The sequence below is a fragment of the Pseudarthrobacter sp. fls2-241-R2A-127 genome (genome assembly GCF_030209355.1).
In the GTDB taxonomy this organism is placed as follows: Bacteria; Actinomycetota; Actinomycetes; order Actinomycetales; family Micrococcaceae; genus Arthrobacter.
Map to the genome: position 1 here is coordinate 57,175 of NZ_JARVSF010000009.1, position 16,721 is coordinate 73,895.

The following is a 16,721-nucleotide window of genomic DNA, read 5'->3' on the forward strand; positions in this document are numbered from 1 at the left end:
CACATTAGAATTGCTTCATGAATTTGGAGCATCTCAAGGCCCTGATCGCGGTCATTGATGAGGGAACGTTTGAGGCGGCGGCCGACCTCCTGCGGATCACGCCGTCGGCCGTCAGCCAACGGATCAAGGCACTCGAGGGATCCGTGGGCCAGGTCTTGGTGCGCCGCCGGCTCCCCTGCACCACCACGGACGCCGGCGCCCTGCTGCTGCGCATGGCACGGCAGGTGCAGGTGCTCGAGGCGGAGACGGCGGCGGCACTCGGTGCAGGGTCGCCCGCCCGCGCCCACCTTCCGGTGGCCATCAACGCGGATTCCCTGGCCACCTGGTTTGTCCCCGTCCTCCACCAGGCCGCCGGCTGGGAGGACGCCGTCCTGGACCTGCGCGTCGAAGACCAGGGCTACAGCAGCCAGCTGCTCCGCGAAGGCGAGGTGATGGGCGCCGTGACCTCTGATCCTGTGCCCGTCAGCGGGTGCCGGGCGGAAATGCTGGGTTCCATGAGGTACATCCCGGTGGCAAGCGCCGGACTGCGGCGCCGGTTTGCAGCCTCCGGCGGTGTTGACTGGGCAGCCATGCCCGTCCTGAAGTTCAACGCCAAGGACAACCTCCAGCAGCAACTGCTGGCGGCCAGGGGCATCGGGCAACCTCCCCCCACACACACCGTGCCGTCGTCGGAGGGTTTCTTCGCGGCGGTAAAGGCGGGCCTGGGCTGGGGCATGATCCCAGAGCTCCAACTCATGGAGGGATTTTCGGACGGCGCATTGGTCCGGCTGGCCGACGACTACCAGGATGTGGCCCTCTACTGGCAGGCCTGGACCCTCGATTCGGACGGGCTCAACCGGATCACGCATGCGGTCCGGACCGCCGCCGAGGACAGGCTGCGCCCGGGCAGCGCGCCGGGTCTCAGCGGGCCAAGTAGGGCAGGATATAAACGGCAAAAATGACGAAGGCCGCCAGGAGTGCCAGCTTCCCCCCGCTGGTGCCGCTCTGGTGCGCTTTGGCTTTCCCGCCCCGCCGGACCGCCGCTGCCGGGACGCCTGCCGCCGCTCCTGCCCGGGATCCGCCGGCAGGCAGGTTGCGGCCGGCCGGATGCCGGGACATGCTCCCGCTGTGGCCATTGCCATCACCGGGACGCCGCCCTTCCACCGCACCCGCCGCAGCGGGACCGGTAGGGGGCAGTGCCCCCGCCGGGCGCACCACGGTGCCGGGGCGGACGTTACGCAATGCGGTGATGCCAGGCTCCTGTTCATGGGTGAGCTGCTGGCCCAGTTGTTCGTACAACCCCACCACCGCCTGCGGGTCCAGCACCGGCGGAAGTGCCTCAATGGTCCGCACCACCCGCTGGGAACCGGCAACGGCAACATCCGACGCGGTCACCCCGAAGAGGTCCGGCTGCGCCGACATGCAGATGAGCGGACGCACCAGGCGCCGGTGCTGGGGGGCCAGCACCGAGGCGACGGCGGCGCACTGGGCCAGCGCCCCTTCCACAGCCTGGGTCCGCGCGTAGCGGCCCTGCCAGAGCACACCGGACACCACCCGCACTTCGCCGGTCCAGTTCTTCGAATCAACCACCACTACCCCGCCGGGGCCCACCAGGACATGGTCAAGGTTGGCCTTGGGCCGGCCCGGCCAGTGGACATCATGCAGAACGTACCAGCCACGCGGGACCAGTTCGCTGAGTTTGTCCGCCACCACCCGTTCGCCCAGGGCTCCAGCATCCCAGGCCTTGGTGGATCGTTCGGCCTCATCCAGCTGGCGCTTCAGCCTGGCAACACGCTCGGCAGCGAGCCTGGACTGTTCGGCTGCCCCGTCTCCTGCCCCCATTGGACGTCCCCGCTTCCTTGCCGGACGGGCCGATCGGCGGGTGCCGCCGTCGTCCGTTGCTTGCGCTTGTGTGCCTGGAATTTTCTTGAAAATAGCAGGGCGCTGAAGGGCCGGTATATAGGTACTTTCGCGGCCCTGTACTCAGGTTGACTACTTGGTTGATGACGTTATTGCGTGTCACACCGTCCGGATCATGGGCAATTCGTTTTGACTCCCGCCAGGTTCTGGCATGCTGGTCCCATGGCTAGCCGCGCGGGTACAGTTGCCCAACCCCAGGACCTTGTTGACATCACTGCGCTCCTTGACGCGTATTACGACATCGCGCCGGACCTGGGTGATCCCGGCCAGCGCGTGGTGTTCGGCACCTCCGGGCACCGGGGCTCCAGCCTCAAGGCGTCCTTCAACGAGCCGCACATCGTGGCCATTACCCAGGCGATCGTGGAATACCGGGCGGCGCAGGGCGTCACCGGCCCGCTGTTCCTGGCCAAGGACACCCACGCCTTGAGCGAACCGGCGCAGAACTCCGCCCTGGAGGTGCTCGCCGCCAACGGCGTCCACGTCCTGGTGGACGCCCGCCACGGTTACACCCCCACCCCGGCACTGAGCCACGCCATCCTCACGTACAACAGGAAGGCCGCGCCGGGAGCGCCGCAGGCTGACGGGATCGTGGTGACCCCCAGCCACAACCCGCCCGCTGATGGCGGCTTCAAGTACAACCCCCCGCACGGCGGGCCCGCGGACTCGGACGCCACCGGCTGGATCGCCAACCGCGCCAACGAACTGCTGGAGAACGGGCTGCGCGGCGTCAAGCGGATCCCGCTGGCGGACGCGCAGGCCGCGGACACCACGGGCAAGTTCGATTTCCTGAGCAGCTATGTGGATGACCTTCCGTCCGTCCTGAACCTTGACGCCATCCGCGAGGCCGGGGTCCGCATCGGCGCCGATCCGATGGGCGGCGCGTCGGTGGACTACTGGGGCGAGATCGCCGAACGGCACCACCTGAACCTCACCGTGGTGAACCCCACCGTGGACCCGCAGTGGGCATTCATGACCCTGGACTGGGACGAGAAGATCCGGATGGACTGCTCGTCCCCGTCCGCCATGGCGTCCCTGATCAGCCGGATGTCAGTGGGGGCGGACGGTTCCGTGCCCTTCGACATTGCCACCGGCAACGACGCCGACGCCGACCGCCACGGGATCGTCACGCCTGTTGTTGATGGGGTGGGCGGGCTGATGAACCCGAACCACTACCTGGCCGTCGCCATCGATTACCTCTACCGCAACCGCAGCGGCTGGAACCCCGAATCCGTGGTGGGCAAAACCCTGGTGTCCTCCTCGATCATCGACCGGGTGGCGCAGAGCCTGGGCCGCAAGCTGGTGGAGGTTCCCGTAGGGTTCAAGTGGTTCGTCCCGGGCCTGCTCTCCGGTGAGGGTGCATTCGGTGGCGAGGAATCCGCCGGCGCGTCCTTCAACAAGCTGGACGGCAGCGTGTGGACCACGGACAAGGACGGCATCCTGCTGGCACTGCTGGCCTCCGAGATCACGGCCGTGACCGGCAAGTCGCCGTCGCAGCTGTACAAGGGGCTGACGGACCAGTTCGGCGCCCCCGTCTACGCACGCATTGACGCTGCCGCCACGCGCGAGCAGAAGTCCAAGCTGGGCAAGCTCTCCGCCGCGGACGTCACGGCCACGGAACTGGCCGGCGAGGCGATCACTGCCAAACTCACCGAGGCTCCCGGCAACGGCGCTGCCATCGGCGGCCTGAAAGTCGTCACCGAGAACGCCTGGTTCGCCGCCCGCCCGTCCGGTACCGAGGATGTCTACAAGATCTACGCCGAGTCCTTCAAGGGCGAGGACCACCTCAAGCAGGTCCAGGCCGAGGCCAAGGCGCTGGTGGACAGCGTCATCGCCTGACCCGACGCCCCATCACATCCTGCCGGTAAAAACCGAACGCCCCATCACGAAAGTGATGGGGCGTTCGGTTTAAGGACGCAGAAAGTGATGGGGCGTTCGGTTTAGGGACGCAGGAGGTGGTGGAGCGTCAGACGGTGCGGACGGCGTCGTCGTAGGCGTACTTGGGCTTCGCCTCGCCCCAGGCTTCCTCACCGGGCTGGCCGACGTTGACCACCAGGAAGCTCTTCTGGTCGCCTGCCGGGAAGAAGGCGGCGTCAATGGCCTTGAAGTCGGCGCCGGTCATCGGGCCGGCGGCGAAACCGAGCGAGCGGACGGCCAGGATGAAGTAGCCGGCCTGCAGGTGGGCGTTGTTGTTGCCCGTCGCGGCGGCGAGCTCGGGATCGGCGTCGTACATGGCCTTGGGGGCGTTGTAGCCGGGCAGGAAGCTGTCCCACTTGCCCGCCCAGTCGGTGTCATAGCTGAGGATGGCCACCAGCGGAGCCGACGCAGTCTTGGCCTGGTTGCCGCGGGACAGCGCATCCACCAGGGTGGCGCGGGCTTCGGGCGAGCGGACATAGGTGACGCGCAGCGGCTGGGAGTTGAAGGCGGTGGGCCCGAACTTGGTCAGTTCGTAGATGGCCTGCGCCTGCTCCTCGGTCACCTCGCCGGTGAACGTGTTGGCGGTGCGGGCCTGGGCGAAGATCGCGTCCACGGCTGCCGAATCGATAACCGCTTCTTCGTGGGCAATGGTCATTGGCTTACCTTTCGCTGTGCCGCCCGCTTCCCGGGGTGGCCTCTGTGCTTTCCATAGTTGCAACTTCAAGTGCTTGGTTCCTCTTCCCATGACGGCACGTGACGTTGGCCACAACGGACGGCAGCGAAATACTTGGCGGTATTCTGGACCGAGTTATCCTTCGCCCCCTCGCGGCACCCCCTGAAAGGCATTCCTTCCCATGAGCATGCTCGGAATCAAATGGAAGCTGCACGGCACCGGCAAGACCATCAAGCCCGGCCAGGTGGTGGCCCCGGATGAGCGGCTGGCCTGGCCCCTGACCATCGGCGTGGGCATGCAGCACGTGGTGGCAATGTTCGGCGCCACCTTCCTGGTGCCCATCATCACCGGGATGCCGCCGGCCACCACGCTGTTCTTCTCCGGCATCGGAACACTGCTCTTCCTGGTGGTCACCAAGGGCCGGGTGCCCAGCTACCTCGGCTCCAGCTTTGCGTTCATCGCGCCCATCACTGCCTCACAGGCACAGTTCGGCATCCCCGGCGCGCTGGGCGGCGTAGTGCTCGCCGGCGCCACGCTCGCCCTGGTGGGTGCCGTGGTGCAGAAGTTCGGCGCCGGGTGGATCAACCGGCTGATGCCGCCCATCGTCACCGGCGCCATCGTGGCGCTGATCGGCCTGAACCTTGCCCCCGCGGCCAAACAGAACTTCGACGCCGCGCCCATCACCGCCGTCGTCACACTGGCCACGATCATCCTGGTCAGCGTCCTGTTCCGCGGAATCCTCGGCCGGCTCAGCATCCTGGTGGGCGTCGTGGTGGGTTACCTGGTGGCCATGGTCCGGGGCGAGGTGGCCTACGACAAGATGGACGCCGCAGCCTGGGTTGGCCTGCCGCATTTCCAGACCCCCGAGTTCCACATCGGCGTGCTGGGGCTGTTCGTCCCCGTCGTCCTGGTGCTGGTGGCAGAGAACATCGGCCATGTGAAGTCGGTTGCCGCCATGACGGGGCAGAACCTCGACGACGTCTCCGGCCGGGCGCTGATGGCTGACGGCGCGGCGACGGTCCTCGCCGGCCTTGGTGGAGGCTCGGGCACCACCACCTACGCGGAGAACATCGGCGTCATGGCAGCCACCAAGGTGTATTCGACGGCGGCCTACTGGGTGGCCGGCATGTTCGCCATCCTGCTGAGTTTCTCACCCAAGTTCGGCGAACTGATTGCCACCGTCCCGGCCGGCGTCCTGGGCGGCGCGGCCACCATGCTGTACGGCATGATCGGCGTCCTGGGCGTGAAGATCTGGGTGCAGAACAAGGTGAACTTCGCCAATCCGGTAAACCTGACCACCGCGGCCGTGGCCCTGATCATCGGCATCGCCGACTACACGTGGACCATCGGCGACCTCAAGTTCACCGGTATCGCGCTGGGTTCGGCAGCGGCACTGGTGATCTACCACGGCATGCGGGCCATCGCGAAGGCGCGGGGAACGGCGGCCGAGCCCGAAACCGAGCAGACAGGACTGCCGCCGGCCGTCAAGGCTGCCATGAATGCAGCCTCGAAGCGGTCGCCCAGGAAGCGCTGACCCGTTCCGGCGTCAGGCCACCCGGTCCGCCCTCCCGTCCGGGCCGCCGGCTGCCGTGCCGGGGCCCATCACCGACCCCTTGGCCGGGTGTCCCGGCGGGAAGGGACCGGGAAGGCCTTGGCCGAAGACCGGGCCGGCCTGCGGCCGCTTGGCCGCCAGCGCGTCGGCCTGGTGCGGCCGCAACTGCTTGAGCACCCACGGCATGAAATACTGCCGCGCCCACACCAGGTCCTCCGCCCGGGCCTGCGTCCACCCGTGGGCCGGAAGCGGCCTTGGCTGCAACGGCTTGAGCGCATGCTCCACGCCCAGCGCGTCCAGGGTAGCCGCGGCCACGGCATGGTGGCCCAGTGGCGACAGATGCAGCCGGTCCGGGTCCCACATGGACGCGTGCTGAAGTTCCGGCAGGCACCACAGGTCAACCATGATGGCGTGATGCCGGGCCCCAATGGTGTGCAGATGCTCGTTGTAGATGGCCACGCGGCCGCGGATCTTGCCGAAGACCGGCGTGTTGCCCCAGTCCGGGCCCGCAAACAGGAGCACGGTGGCACCGGTGGCCGCGAGCGTACCGATGGCCTGGTCCAGCTTCCCTGCCAGCTTGTCCGGGTCGCCGTGCCGGAAGATGATGTCGTTGCCACCGGCGGCAATGGCTACGAGGTCCGGCTTGAGGGACAGTGCCGCAGAAAGTTGCCCGTCGAGGATTTGCCGCAGCAGCATTCCACGGATGGCCAGGTTGGCGTACGCGAAGTCGGGCCGGCCTGACGCCAGCTCCTCGGCCACACGGTCCGCCCAGCCGCGGAGGCCGCCCAGGCTAAGCGGTTCCGGGTCGCCGATTCCTTCGGTGTAGGAGTCTCCCAGGGCAACGAACCGGTGCCAGGGGTGGCTGTCCGGCCCGTACGCAATGAATCGCGGCTCCTGCTTTTGGATGGTCATGCTGTCCTCCCCTCTGCGGGAGGCGGGGTTTCCGTCTTCACCGCAGCGTTCCTCCGGGGTTGCTTTCCGGTTGGAAAGCCCCGCCCCGCCGCCGACGGACGCGGAAGCTCCGCGACGCCGTCGTACGCTTCCTGCCGCAACCCGGACGGCGGTGGGCCGCTCCGGTCCCGGCCGACCCCGGGGGCCACGACGTTCAGGGCCGCGTCCCGGAGGTCAAGCTCATGTTGGAGTGCCTGCGTCTGCAGGAAGAGCAGCGCGGCCTCCCTGCTGAGGCCGTATTCGCTGGTGAGGCTGCGCACGGCCAGGTCCACCAGGACCAGGGAACTTTGGACGACGGCGAAGCCCGCCGTCGCTTCGGCCCTTTCGGCCATGAGGAACACCAGTCGCAGGGCCCGGGCCAGCTGGCGCGCATAGCCCTGGATCCTGACAAGGTCGTCGCTGGTGAACGCGTGCGGCACGCCCGCGTAGAAGGTGATGGCGGCGCTTGTCCCGCCTTCGGACATGATGGGCACGGAAAGCATTGACTGCACCCCGTGGCCCGACGCAGCACTCGCATAACCAGGCCACCGCCGGTCACGGCTGAGATCGGATACCAGCACGAATGCCTCGGTGCGCATGGCCTCCAGGAGGGGCCCGTCGGCGAACGAGCACTGTTCCCGGTCTGCCTCCCGCGCCTGCTCGGTGCTGGCCGCGAGGGTGCGTGCCTGACCCAGCCGGAAGAGCGTGGCGGCCCAGCCAATGCCGCGGTGTTCGCCCTTGATATCGCTCATGAAGTCATGGGTGAATTCCCGGAGGAAGGCTTCGACATCCTTGTTGTCGAAAACCGGTTCCGGGGTAACTGGAAGCAGCCCCCAGCCAACCTGCCCCGAAGGTTCAGCCGCCATGTTCCAGCCCTGTTCGAAGCGCTTCGGCTTACTACAAAACCTGGTTCCAAGAATACGTCCGAACCGGGCCCTGGCGGGAGTGGCAGCAGAAATCAGCCAAAAGAAGGGGAAATGGTTCGCTGATAGGGTCCCCCTGTACGGCAACAGCTGCACCGCAGCATAGGCCCGGCCGGAGAGGAGCCCCGTTTGGACACCCGGAAGCTGAAGTATTTCCTGGCGGTGGTGGATCACGGCGGGTTCAACCGCGCGGCCGAACACCTGTTGATCGCCCAGCCCTCGCTGTCGCAGACCATCGCGGGCCTGGAAAAGGAGCTGGGCGTTCCGTTGTTCCACCGGATTGGCCGCCGCGCCGTCCTCAGCGACGCAGGCAAGGAGCTGGTGGGGCCGGCCCGGCTGGTGATGAGGGACCTGGACGCCGCGCAATCCGCGGTTCAGGCATTGCGCGGCGTCCGCAGCGGGCAGCTGGACATCGTCACCATGCCCTCGCCCGGAATCGAACCCCTGACCTCGATGATCGCCGCGTTCACCCGGTCATATCCGTCGGTCAGGCTGAACGTGGAGGCGGCATTCACGCCGGAGGAGGTCATCGAGTCGGTGCGCAACGGCAGCACCGAGATCGGGCTGGCCGGTTCTGCCACCGCCATCCGCGTGCCCGGGGTGGAAGTGCTTGAGCTGGAGCGCCAGCCGCTGATCCTGATCGTTAATCCGCAGGCAGACACTTTCGGCCCGGGAAAGGTTATCGCCCGGGAGGACTTGAACGGGCACCGGCTCATCGCCAGCCAGCGGGGTTCCTTGATGCGCTGGCTGGTGGATGATGCCCTGGCCCGCGGAGTCAATGCCGAGATCGTCGTGGAAGTGGCCCACCGCACCTCGGTCCTGCCGCTCGTGCTTGCAGGGGTGGGGCACGCGGTGATGCCTTCCTCGTGGGCCCCTACCGCCGGGAAGGCCGGCCTGCGCACGCTCTTGATCGAGCCGGTTTCCCACCTGGAGGTGGCCATCCTGAGCCGCAAGGACGACCTCACTCCCGCGGCGCGCGCCTTCTTGCAGGTGGCCAGGGACCACGCGGAATAGCCGCCCATCGATTGCTCCGTTAATGCCTTTTTGAGCCCCCAAAACGGCATTAACGGAGCAATGGATGGAGAAGTTGATAGGCCCTTCCTATCAGCAGGATCGAATCTTGGTCTTGGACGCCCCACCTGCCGCGCCCGTCTACTTGAAGAGGAAGAAAACAGTGTGACCGGGGCGACACCCGCACACTGCCCATACTCAACGAGGAGGTAGGCAAATGAGCGCCAACCAGACATTCAGCATCGCTTCAATCCCGGCCGACGGCGTTGGCAAGGAAGTGGTATCCGCCGGCCGCCGCGTCCTGGACGCCCTGGCCGGCAACTCCAACGGTAAGTTCGCGTTCGACTGGACCGAGTTCCCCTGGGGCTCGGAGTACTACGCCCGGACCGGCCAGATGATGGACCCCAAGGGCCTGGAGGCCTTGAAGGACTTCGACGCCATCTACTTCGGCGCCGTCGGCTGGGAAAACGTCCCCGACCACATCAGCCTCTGGGGCCTGCGCCTGAACATCACCCAGAACTTCGACCAGTGGGCCAACATCCGCCCCGTGAAGTTCCTCCCCGGCGTGCAGTCCCCGCTGCGCAAGGCCGATGACACCGAACTCGACTGGGTCGTGGTCCGCGAAAACAGCGAAGGCGAATACGCCGGCCTCGGCGGGCGCAACCTCAGCGGCCGCGGCCCCGGCAACGAGGTGGCCCTGCAGACCGCACTGTTCACCGAGAAGGGCTGCGAACGCATCATGCGGTTCGCGTTCGACCTGGCCCGGACCCGCACCGTGAAGAAGGTTTCCTCGGTGACCAAGTCCAACGCCCAGCAGTACGGCATGGTCCTCTGGGACGAAGTCTTCAACCGAGTGGCCCTGGACTACCCGGACGTGCAGACCGAAAGCGTCCTGGTCGACGCCATGAGCGCCAAGTTCATCCTCAAGCCCGAAGAGCTCTCCGTGGTGGTGGCCTCCAACCTGAACGCCGACATCCTCTCCGACCTCGGCTCCGCCCTGGCCGGCAGCCTGGGCCTGGCCGCCAGCGCCAACCTGAACCCGGAGCGCCGCTTCCCGTCCATGTTCGAACCCGTCCACGGCTCCGCCCCGGACATCGCCGGCCAAGGCATCAGCAACCCGATCGGCGCGATCGCCAGCGCAGCCCTGATGCTGGACCACTTCGGCCTGCACGAGGAAGCCCGCCGGGTCGAAGCCGCCATCGAAGCGGCCACCGGCGCCGGCCACCTGACCCGCGACGTCGGAGGCGACGCCACCACCGAGGACGTCACCGAAGCCATCATCAAGGCCCTGACCCTCGCCCCCGCAGCGGTCTAAACACTCTTTTCAGCGGAGGTCCCACGCCAAGGCGTCCCGAGGGCCCCAACCCGAGCTTGCGAGCGTAGGGAAGGGACCTCCGCGGACGGCGGCCAGCCGGCCGCCGTCGTGTATCACCTGTGCAGCAATCCCCAAAAGCCCCACTCCAGCGATATTCCACAATGAGGTAGGAATCATGGCCCACAACAGCACCGCCGCAGCTGCAACCGCGGCCCCGAAAACCAGATGGTACCGCCAGCTCTACTTCTGGGTACTGACAGCGATCCTCATCGGCATCCTGGTCGGTTGGCTCGCCCCGGCAACCGGTATTGCCATGGAGCCCATCGGCACCACGTTCGTGAACGCAATGAAGATGCTCATCGGCCCCATCGTGTTCCTCACGATCGTCGGCGGCATCGCCAGCGTGGCGGACCTGAAAAAGGTGGGCATGACCGGGCTGAAGGCGCTGACCTACTTCCAGGTCGGCACCATCTGCGCCCTGGCATTCGGCCTGGTGGCCATCAACGTCTTCCGGCTTGGCGAAGGCGTGAACGCCGATCCCGGCGCCATCAAGACCTCGGACTCGGCCGCCAAGCTGATCGACGCAGGCCAGCACCAGGAATGGTGGCAGTTCATCACCAACATCATCCCCACCAGCGTGGTCCAGCCCTTCGTGGTTGGCGACATCCTGCAGATCATCTTCATTGCGGTGGTCTTCGGGATCGCCCTGAACGCCATGGGCAAGGTGGGTGCCCCGGTCCTTGACGGGGTGCAGCGACTTACCGGAGTCATGTTCAAGATCCTCGGCTTCATCATGAAGGCCGCGCCCCTGGGAGCCTTCGGCGCCATGGCCTTTGCCGTGGGCAAGTACGGCGTCTCCTCGCTCACCAGCATGGGCGGCCTGATCGCCCTGTTCTATGCCACCTCCATCCTGTTCGTCGTGGTGGTCCTCGGCTCGGTCATGGCGTTCCTGAAGCTGAACATCTTCAGCATGATCCGGCACCTCAAGGAGGAATACATGCTCATCCTGGGCACCTCCACCGCCGAGCCCGCCCTTCCGGGCCTGATGCGCAAGCTTGAGGATGCCGGTGTCAAGAAGGAAACGGTCGGCCTGGTGGTCCCCACCGGCTACAGCTTCAACCTGGACGGCGCCGCCATTTACCTGTCCCTGGCCGCCCTCTACATTGCCCAGGCCACCAACACCCACCTGAGCATTGGCCAGCAACTGGGCCTGCTCGCGGTCATGCTGCTCACCTCCAAGGGCGCGGCAGGAGTCGCCGGCGGCGGCTTCATCGCACTCACCGCCACCCTGGCCACAATCGGGACCATCCCCGCCGCCGGAATCATGCTGATCTTCGGCATCGACAAGTTCATGTCCGAATGCCGGGCCCTGGTCAACTTCACAGGCAACGCCGTGGCCACCCTGTTTATCGCCTGGTGGGACCGCACCCTCGACGCCGACCGTGTGCGCCGCGTCTTCGCCGGCCAAGCCGTGGACCCGCTTCCCGTCCTGGAGCCGGGCCTCATCGAGGCCGCCGACGGTTCAGGCGCCCGCCCCCACAAGGAGCCTGCCCTCCAGGAAGGCACCGCCGGCGTCGAGCCTTCCCTGCCTGCCCGCCGCCCCGCCTACTCCGAAACCGCCTGACATGCCCATCAACAGCACCACGGTCCGTGCCCTGATCGCACCCGACAAGTTCAAGGGCAGCCTCACCGCCGGCGAGGTGGCACACGCCCTGGCGGCCGGGCTCCGGTCCACCGCCGGGGCCGCCCGGACCATCGAATGCGAGCTGCTGCCGCTGGCCGACGGCGGGGACGGCAGCGTGGACGCCGCCGTCTCGGCCGGCTTCACCCGGCACACGTGTTCGGTCACGGGCCCCACGGGGCAGCGGGTCCAGTCGTCCATCGCCTTCGACGGCGTCACCGCCGTCGTGGAAGTCGCCAACACCTGCGGGATCGCGCTCCTGGCGGACGGCTCCCTGGATGCCCTCAATGCATCCAGCCGCGGCTTCGGTGAGGCAGTCCGGTTCGCGCTGGGCCTGTCGCCCGCGCGGATCGTCCTGGCCTTGGGCGGCAGCGCCAGCACCGACGGCGGGATGGGAATGCTGTCCGCCCTGGGATACGACTTCCTCGCGGCCGACGGCACGAAGCTGCCGGGGACCGGCCATGCACTCGGCCGGATCCACGCCGTCCGCGGTTCCCTCCTGCCTGGCCTGGCTGGGACGGAACTGGTGGTCGCCAGCGACGTCTCCAATCCCCTCACCGGACCAACGGGGGCGGCGGCCGTCTTCGGGCCGCAAAAAGGCGCCGGCCCGGCGGACGTCGCCGCCCTCGAGGCCGGGCTGGAACACTTCGTTGGCAGGATGGCGGACGCGGGGTTCGGCGCCGCGGCCGGACTGGCACGGCATGACGGAGCCGGCAGCGCCGGGGGAATCGGGTTCGCCTGCCTGCTCCTGGGTGCGCGCCAGGTCTCCGGAGCGGACTTCTTCCTGGACCTGCTGGACTTCGATGCCCGCAAGGACGGCTGCGACGTCGTCATCACGGGCGAAGGCAGCATCGATGCGCAGACCCTCGCCGGCAAGCTGCCCGCCGCAGTGGCCCGGCGCTCCGGCACCCGCACCCTCATCGCCGTGGCCGGCCGCTCCCTGCTCCCCCGGGAACGCTGGGCGGACCTGTCCCTGGCGCAGGTCTATGCCCTGGCCGACTACACCAGCCGGGATTCCGCCAAGGACCCCGTGCTGTCCGCCGCCCTGCTTACCCGGATCGGCCGCGACATCGGCCGGCAGATCGGGCAAGGCATCCGCCAGCACGGCACGTTTGTCCCGTCCACCGGTTGCACCGCCCAGTAGCATCGGGAGAGGGAACACCGAATACTCCCTGTCCGGCTGGGTACCTTTCCACGGGCAAGGGGCTACGGAGCATCCATGCCAGCACGGAGACGAGCAGTGGAAAGAGGAGCTTATGCGGGAGCCGGGGACCAGCGAGCGCGTTTCGGATGCGGATAACACCGCCGGAGTCGGGGAAGGGGAGGCAGCCGCCACGGAGCCGGCAGCGGACCTGGAAGTCACTTTCGACGAACAGTTCTTCGCCGCCCGGCCAAAAGCGCTGCGGCCCGTCGCGCGGCGGCGCCAATTCGTGGGCAACAGGCCCTCCTTCGAATTCGACGGCCGGAACGCCGCGTACGTGGATTGGCTGCGCAACCAGGCCATGCTCGGTGACGCCAACGTCCTGGCCCGGCAATTGTCCGGCCAGGCCAGCATGTGGCAGAACTCGTACGCGCATCCGAACCCCCGGGCCGCCGTCGAACGCGCCCCTGTCTGGTTCACCGCCTACCCGCTGTCCTTCATCACCGAGACGGGCCGATCGTTCCTGTCCGCCCTTGGAGACAAGGCCATGTGGGAAGCCTTCCGCGAAATCGGCATCCGCGGCATCCACACCGGGCCGGTGAAACTGGCCGGCGGCATCAGCGGCTGGTCGCACACGCCCAGTGTGGACGGGCACTTCGACCGGATCAGCATGGCGATCGATCCGGTCTTCGGCACCGAAGAAGAGTTCCGCAGCATGTGCGAGGTCGCTGCGGAGCACGGCGGCACGGTCATTGACGACATCGTCCCGGGCCACACCGGCAAAGGCGCCGACTTCCGGCTGGCCGAAATGAACTTCCGCGACTACCCCGGGATCTACCACATGGTGGACATTCCGGAGGAGGACTGGAACCTCCTGCCCGATGTCCCGGAGGGGGCGGATTCGGTCAACCTCAGCCCTGAGTCTGAACAGTCGCTGCAGAAAGCCGGGTACATCATCGGCAGGCTCCAGCGCGTCATCTTCTACGAACCCGGGGTCAAGGAAACCAACTGGAGCGCCACCCGGCCCATCGTGGACACCACCGGCAAGACCCGCCGCTGGGTCTACCTGCACTACTTCAAGGCCGGGCAGCCCTCCATCAACTGGCTGGACCCCACCTTCGCCGGGATGCGACTGGTGGTGGGCGACGCCCTGCACTCCTTGGTGGACCTGGGCACCGGGGCGCTCCGCCTTGACGCCAACGGGTTCCTGGGCGTCGAAAAGAGCGCCGAAGAACAGCCTGGCTGGTCCGAGGGCCACCCGCTGTCCGAGGCCGCCAACCAGCTGATCGGATCCATGATCCGCAAGGTGGGCGGGTTCTCCTTCCAGGAACTGAACCTCACCATCGACGACATCAAGGCAACCTCCGAATCGGGTCCCGACCTGTCGTACGACTTCATCACCCGGCCCGCGTACCACTACGCCCTTGTCACGGCGGACACCGAATTCCTGCGGCTGACGCTGCGCCTGTCCATGGAGATCGGGGTGGACCAGGCCTCCCTGGTCCATGCCCTGCAGAACCATGACGAACTGACCTACGAGCTGCTGCACTTCGCCGCCGGGCACCGGGAGGAAATGTTCGAACTAAACGGTGAGGAACTCACCGGTGCGCAGCTTGCCGAGCAGGTCCAGCAGACCCTGCGGGACCGGCTGACCGGCGAGAACGGACCGTACAACGCCGTCTTCACCACCAACGGCATCGCCTGCACCACCGTCAGTTTCATCATGGCGGCCCTGGGCATCCAGGACCCGGCCGCCGTGACCCCGGAGCAGGAGGCCCAGATCCGGGACGTCCACATCCTCCTGGCCATGTACAACGCGCTGCAGCCGGGAGTCTTTGCGCTCTCCGGCTGGGACCTCACGGGCATCCTGGCCCTGGACCGGAGCAGCGTCCGGGAACTCACCTCCCAGGGCGACACCCGCTGGATCAACCGCGGCGCGCACGACCTCATGGGGACCAGCCCGGACGCCACCACGTCCTCGGCGGGTATGCCGCGGGCCCGCAGCCTGTACGGCACGCTGCCGGAGCAGCTGCAGGACTCGAACTCGTTCGCGCGCAGGCTGCAGCGGATCCTTGCCGTCCGCGAGGACAACGGGATTGCGACGGGCACGTTGCTCGATGTCCCCGAGGTTTCAAACCGCGGGGCACTGGTGCTGGTCAACCGGCTCCAGGACGGCGCCTTGCAGGTCACGGCGCTCAACTTCTCCGGGCAGGACATCGCCGGCAGCATCCAGTCCAACGAGCTGCCCTCCGGGGCCAACGTCAAGGACCTCTTCAGCGGCGAGACGGTGGGGCAGGTGGATGACCTGCACAGCTTCTTCCTCGAACTGCCGGCCTATCAGGGGACGGCACTGCTCCTCACCGAGGCACCGGAGCCGGACGCGGAGGCTTAGCGGAGGACGCCGGGCGGCGCCGGAGGATTCGTTCCCGGCGCCGCCCGGCGCTGCTCTTTGTTACCCCGCGATGGCACCCGACAGCGTGGCTTCGATGATGGCCGGCGAGAGGACGTACTGGGTGACCAGCTGGCTCGCGCCGAGGACGGCCGCCTGGTCGCCCGCCCGGGAGATGTTGATGCGCAGGTGCGAGGTGGCCAGCGGCGGGGAGCGCCGGTACACCACTTCACGGATGCCTGCCACGAGGTGCTCGCCCGTTTCGCCGAAGCTGCCGCCGACCACAATGACGGACGGATTCAGCAGGTTCACCGCGGTGGCCAGTACCTCGCCGATGTCCCGGCCGGCCTGCCGCAGGGCCTGGATGGCCTGCAGGTTGCCGTCCGCGGCGAGCCGGATCACGTCCGCGCCCCGGGCCACGTCCACGCCCTGGTCCCGGAGGGAGCGTGCGACGGCTGGACCGGACGCGAGCGCCTCGAGGCACCCATAGTTTCCACAGGCGCAGAGAACCTCCGCACCGCGTGCCACCTGGACGTGCCCCAGGTCGCCGGCCGTACCGTTGGCCCCGCGCTGCAACTGCCCGTTGCTGATGATGCCGGAGCCAATGCCGGTGGCCACCTTCACGAAGAAGAAATTGTTGTGTTCTGCCCAGTGGGCGGACTGCTCCCCCAACGCCATGATGTTCACGTCGTTGTCGACGAGCACATGGACGGGCAGGGACCGCTGGACGTAGCTGACCACGTCGAACCCGTCCCAGCCCGGCATGATGGGCGGCTTGACCGGTTTTCCGGTGTCGTGTTCCACCGGGCCCGGGAGTCCGATGCCGATTCCCGCGAGTTCACTGACGCTGCGTCCCGCTGACGCCAGCAGTTCCTTGCCGTGCGCAACCACCTGGTCCAGCACGGCTTCCGGCCCATCGGCTACCTGCTGGGCCAGCCGGTGCTCGGCGAGGATTGTCCCGCCAAGGTCGGTGACCGCGACCATCACGTGCGTGGCTCCGACGTCGACCGCCAGCACCAGGCGGGCGGAGGGGTTGAAGGCAAAGCGCGACGGCGGCCTTCCGCCGCTGGAGAGCGCCTCGCCGGCGGGTCCCACCAGGCCGGAGAGCATGAGCGCGTCAATCCGGGAGGCCACCGTGGAGCGGGCGAGCCCCGTGCTCAGGGCCAGCTCGGCACGGGTGCGGGCCCTGCCGTCGCGCAGCAACTGGAAGAGGTCCCCGGCGCGCGACAGGCTGCCGGCGTCGGATTCTCTTCCGAGCTGCCTCCCAGCGGGTGAAGATGTCATGCCCTAAGT

The 16,721-nt window shown here is 67.5% G+C and carries 13 protein-coding genes; 8 read left to right on the top strand and 5 right to left on the bottom strand.

Features of this window, described 5'->3' with window-relative positions; translation table 11 throughout:
- Positions 1-17: 17 nt before the first annotated feature.
- Positions 18-941 carry a LysR family transcriptional regulator ArgP gene (locus QRN53_RS06930; protein ID WP_285243282.1) on the top strand — a complete coding sequence of 308 codons (924 nt, stop codon included), beginning with the start codon at positions 18-20 and terminating at the stop codon, positions 939-941.
- Here the strand turns inward: QRN53_RS06930 and QRN53_RS06935 are convergent.
- Entirely contained in the window at positions 901-1,821 is a 921-nt protein-coding gene (locus tag QRN53_RS06935) for a nuclease-related domain-containing protein (protein ID WP_285243283.1), read from the bottom strand. The two genes, QRN53_RS06930 and QRN53_RS06935, sit on opposite strands and share 41 nt — an antisense overlap.
- A gap of 240 nt (positions 1,822-2,061) precedes the next feature.
- Here QRN53_RS06935 and pgm point away from each other — a divergent pair, with 240 nt between their 5' ends.
- The gene (gene pgm / locus QRN53_RS06940; RefSeq protein ID WP_285243284.1) at positions 2,062-3,735 is read left to right on the top strand and encodes a phosphoglucomutase (alpha-D-glucose-1,6-bisphosphate-dependent); all 1,674 of its coding nucleotides are present in this window, start codon (positions 2,062-2,064) and stop codon (positions 3,733-3,735) included.
- A 127-nt stretch (positions 3,736-3,862) separates the two neighbouring features.
- Here the strand turns inward: pgm and QRN53_RS06945 are convergent, their stop codons facing one another.
- Positions 3,863-4,468, bottom strand: coding sequence for a malonic semialdehyde reductase (locus tag QRN53_RS06945; protein ID WP_285243285.1), 606 nt, complete (start codon positions 4,466-4,468; stop codon positions 3,863-3,865).
- 199 nt (positions 4,469-4,667) lie between these two features.
- On the opposite strand from QRN53_RS06945, the gene QRN53_RS06950 reads away from it, so the two are divergent.
- Positions 4,668-6,020, top strand: coding sequence for a uracil-xanthine permease family protein (locus QRN53_RS06950; RefSeq protein WP_285243286.1), 1,353 nt, complete (start codon positions 4,668-4,670; stop codon positions 6,018-6,020).
- Positions 6,021-6,032: 12 nt separating this feature from the next.
- On the opposite strand, the gene QRN53_RS06955 is transcribed toward QRN53_RS06950, so the two are convergent.
- Both QRN53_RS06955 and QRN53_RS06960 read right to left on the bottom strand, forming a co-directional pair.
- Positions 6,033-6,950 carry an SGNH/GDSL hydrolase family protein gene (locus tag QRN53_RS06955; RefSeq protein WP_285243287.1) on the bottom strand — a complete coding sequence of 306 codons (918 nt, stop codon included), beginning with the start codon at positions 6,948-6,950 and terminating at the stop codon, positions 6,033-6,035.
- Positions 6,947-7,834, bottom strand: a complete 888-nt coding sequence (locus QRN53_RS06960) for a GAF domain-containing protein (protein WP_285243288.1) — start codon at positions 7,832-7,834, stop codon at positions 6,947-6,949. The genes QRN53_RS06955 and QRN53_RS06960 overlap by 4 nt, the downstream gene beginning before the upstream one ends.
- A gap of 186 nt (positions 7,835-8,020) precedes the next feature.
- Here QRN53_RS06960 and QRN53_RS06965 point away from each other — a divergent pair, with 186 nt between their 5' ends.
- The 5 genes from QRN53_RS06965 (at position 8,021) to treS (ending at position 15,431) form a co-directional block, all read left to right on the top strand.
- A complete protein-coding gene (locus QRN53_RS06965; RefSeq protein ID WP_285243289.1) occupies positions 8,021-8,905 on the top strand; it encodes a LysR family transcriptional regulator in 885 nt (294 codons plus the stop codon).
- Positions 8,906-9,119: 214 nt separating this feature from the next.
- Entirely contained in the window at positions 9,120-10,217 is a 1,098-nt protein-coding gene (locus QRN53_RS06970) for a tartrate dehydrogenase (RefSeq protein ID WP_285243290.1), read from the top strand.
- A gap of 175 nt (positions 10,218-10,392) precedes the next feature.
- Positions 10,393-11,841: a C4-dicarboxylate transporter DctA gene (gene dctA / locus QRN53_RS06975; RefSeq protein WP_285243291.1), complete on the top strand. Its 1,449-nt coding sequence runs from the start codon at positions 10,393-10,395 to the stop codon at positions 11,839-11,841.
- Between the two features lies 1 nt (position 11,842).
- Positions 11,843-13,042: a glycerate kinase gene (locus QRN53_RS06980; RefSeq protein WP_285243292.1), complete on the top strand. Its 1,200-nt coding sequence runs from the start codon at positions 11,843-11,845 to the stop codon at positions 13,040-13,042.
- A 112-nt stretch (positions 13,043-13,154) separates the two neighbouring features.
- Positions 13,155-15,431 (top strand): maltose alpha-D-glucosyltransferase, encoded by a 2,277-nt coding sequence (gene treS, locus QRN53_RS06985; protein WP_285243293.1) that lies wholly within the window; start codon positions 13,155-13,157, stop codon positions 15,429-15,431.
- 60 nt (positions 15,432-15,491) lie between these two features.
- Here the strand turns inward: treS and QRN53_RS06990 are convergent, their stop codons facing one another.
- Complete coding sequence (locus tag QRN53_RS06990) at positions 15,492-16,712, bottom strand: ROK family transcriptional regulator (protein ID WP_285243294.1); 1,221 nt, start codon at positions 16,710-16,712, stop codon at positions 15,492-15,494.
- Positions 16,713-16,721: the final 9 nt, after the last annotated feature.

Coding starts and splice junctions, on each gene's coding strand:
- QRN53_RS06930 (WP_285243282.1), top strand. CDS start 18: ATGAATTTGGAGCATCTCAAGGCCCTGATCGCGGTCATTGATGAGGGA.
- QRN53_RS06935 (WP_285243283.1), bottom strand. CDS start 1,821: ATGGGGGCAGGAGACGGGGCAGCCGAACAGTCCAGGCTCGCTGCCGAG.
- pgm (WP_285243284.1), top strand. CDS start 2,062: ATGGCTAGCCGCGCGGGTACAGTTGCCCAACCCCAGGACCTTGTTGAC.
- QRN53_RS06945 (WP_285243285.1), bottom strand. CDS start 4,468: ATGACCATTGCCCACGAAGAAGCGGTTATCGATTCGGCAGCCGTGGAC.
- QRN53_RS06950 (WP_285243286.1), top strand. CDS start 4,668: ATGAGCATGCTCGGAATCAAATGGAAGCTGCACGGCACCGGCAAGACC.
- QRN53_RS06955 (WP_285243287.1), bottom strand. CDS start 6,950: ATGACCATCCAAAAGCAGGAGCCGCGATTCATTGCGTACGGGCCGGAC.
- QRN53_RS06960 (WP_285243288.1), bottom strand. CDS start 7,834: ATGGCGGCTGAACCTTCGGGGCAGGTTGGCTGGGGGCTGCTTCCAGTT.
- QRN53_RS06970 (WP_285243290.1), top strand. CDS start 9,120: ATGAGCGCCAACCAGACATTCAGCATCGCTTCAATCCCGGCCGACGGC.
- dctA (WP_285243291.1), top strand. CDS start 10,393: ATGGCCCACAACAGCACCGCCGCAGCTGCAACCGCGGCCCCGAAAACC.
- QRN53_RS06980 (WP_285243292.1), top strand. CDS start 11,843: ATGCCCATCAACAGCACCACGGTCCGTGCCCTGATCGCACCCGACAAG.
- treS (WP_285243293.1), top strand. CDS start 13,155: ATGCGGGAGCCGGGGACCAGCGAGCGCGTTTCGGATGCGGATAACACC.
- QRN53_RS06990 (WP_285243294.1), bottom strand. CDS start 16,712: ATGACATCTTCACCCGCTGGGAGGCAGCTCGGAAGAGAATCCGACGCC.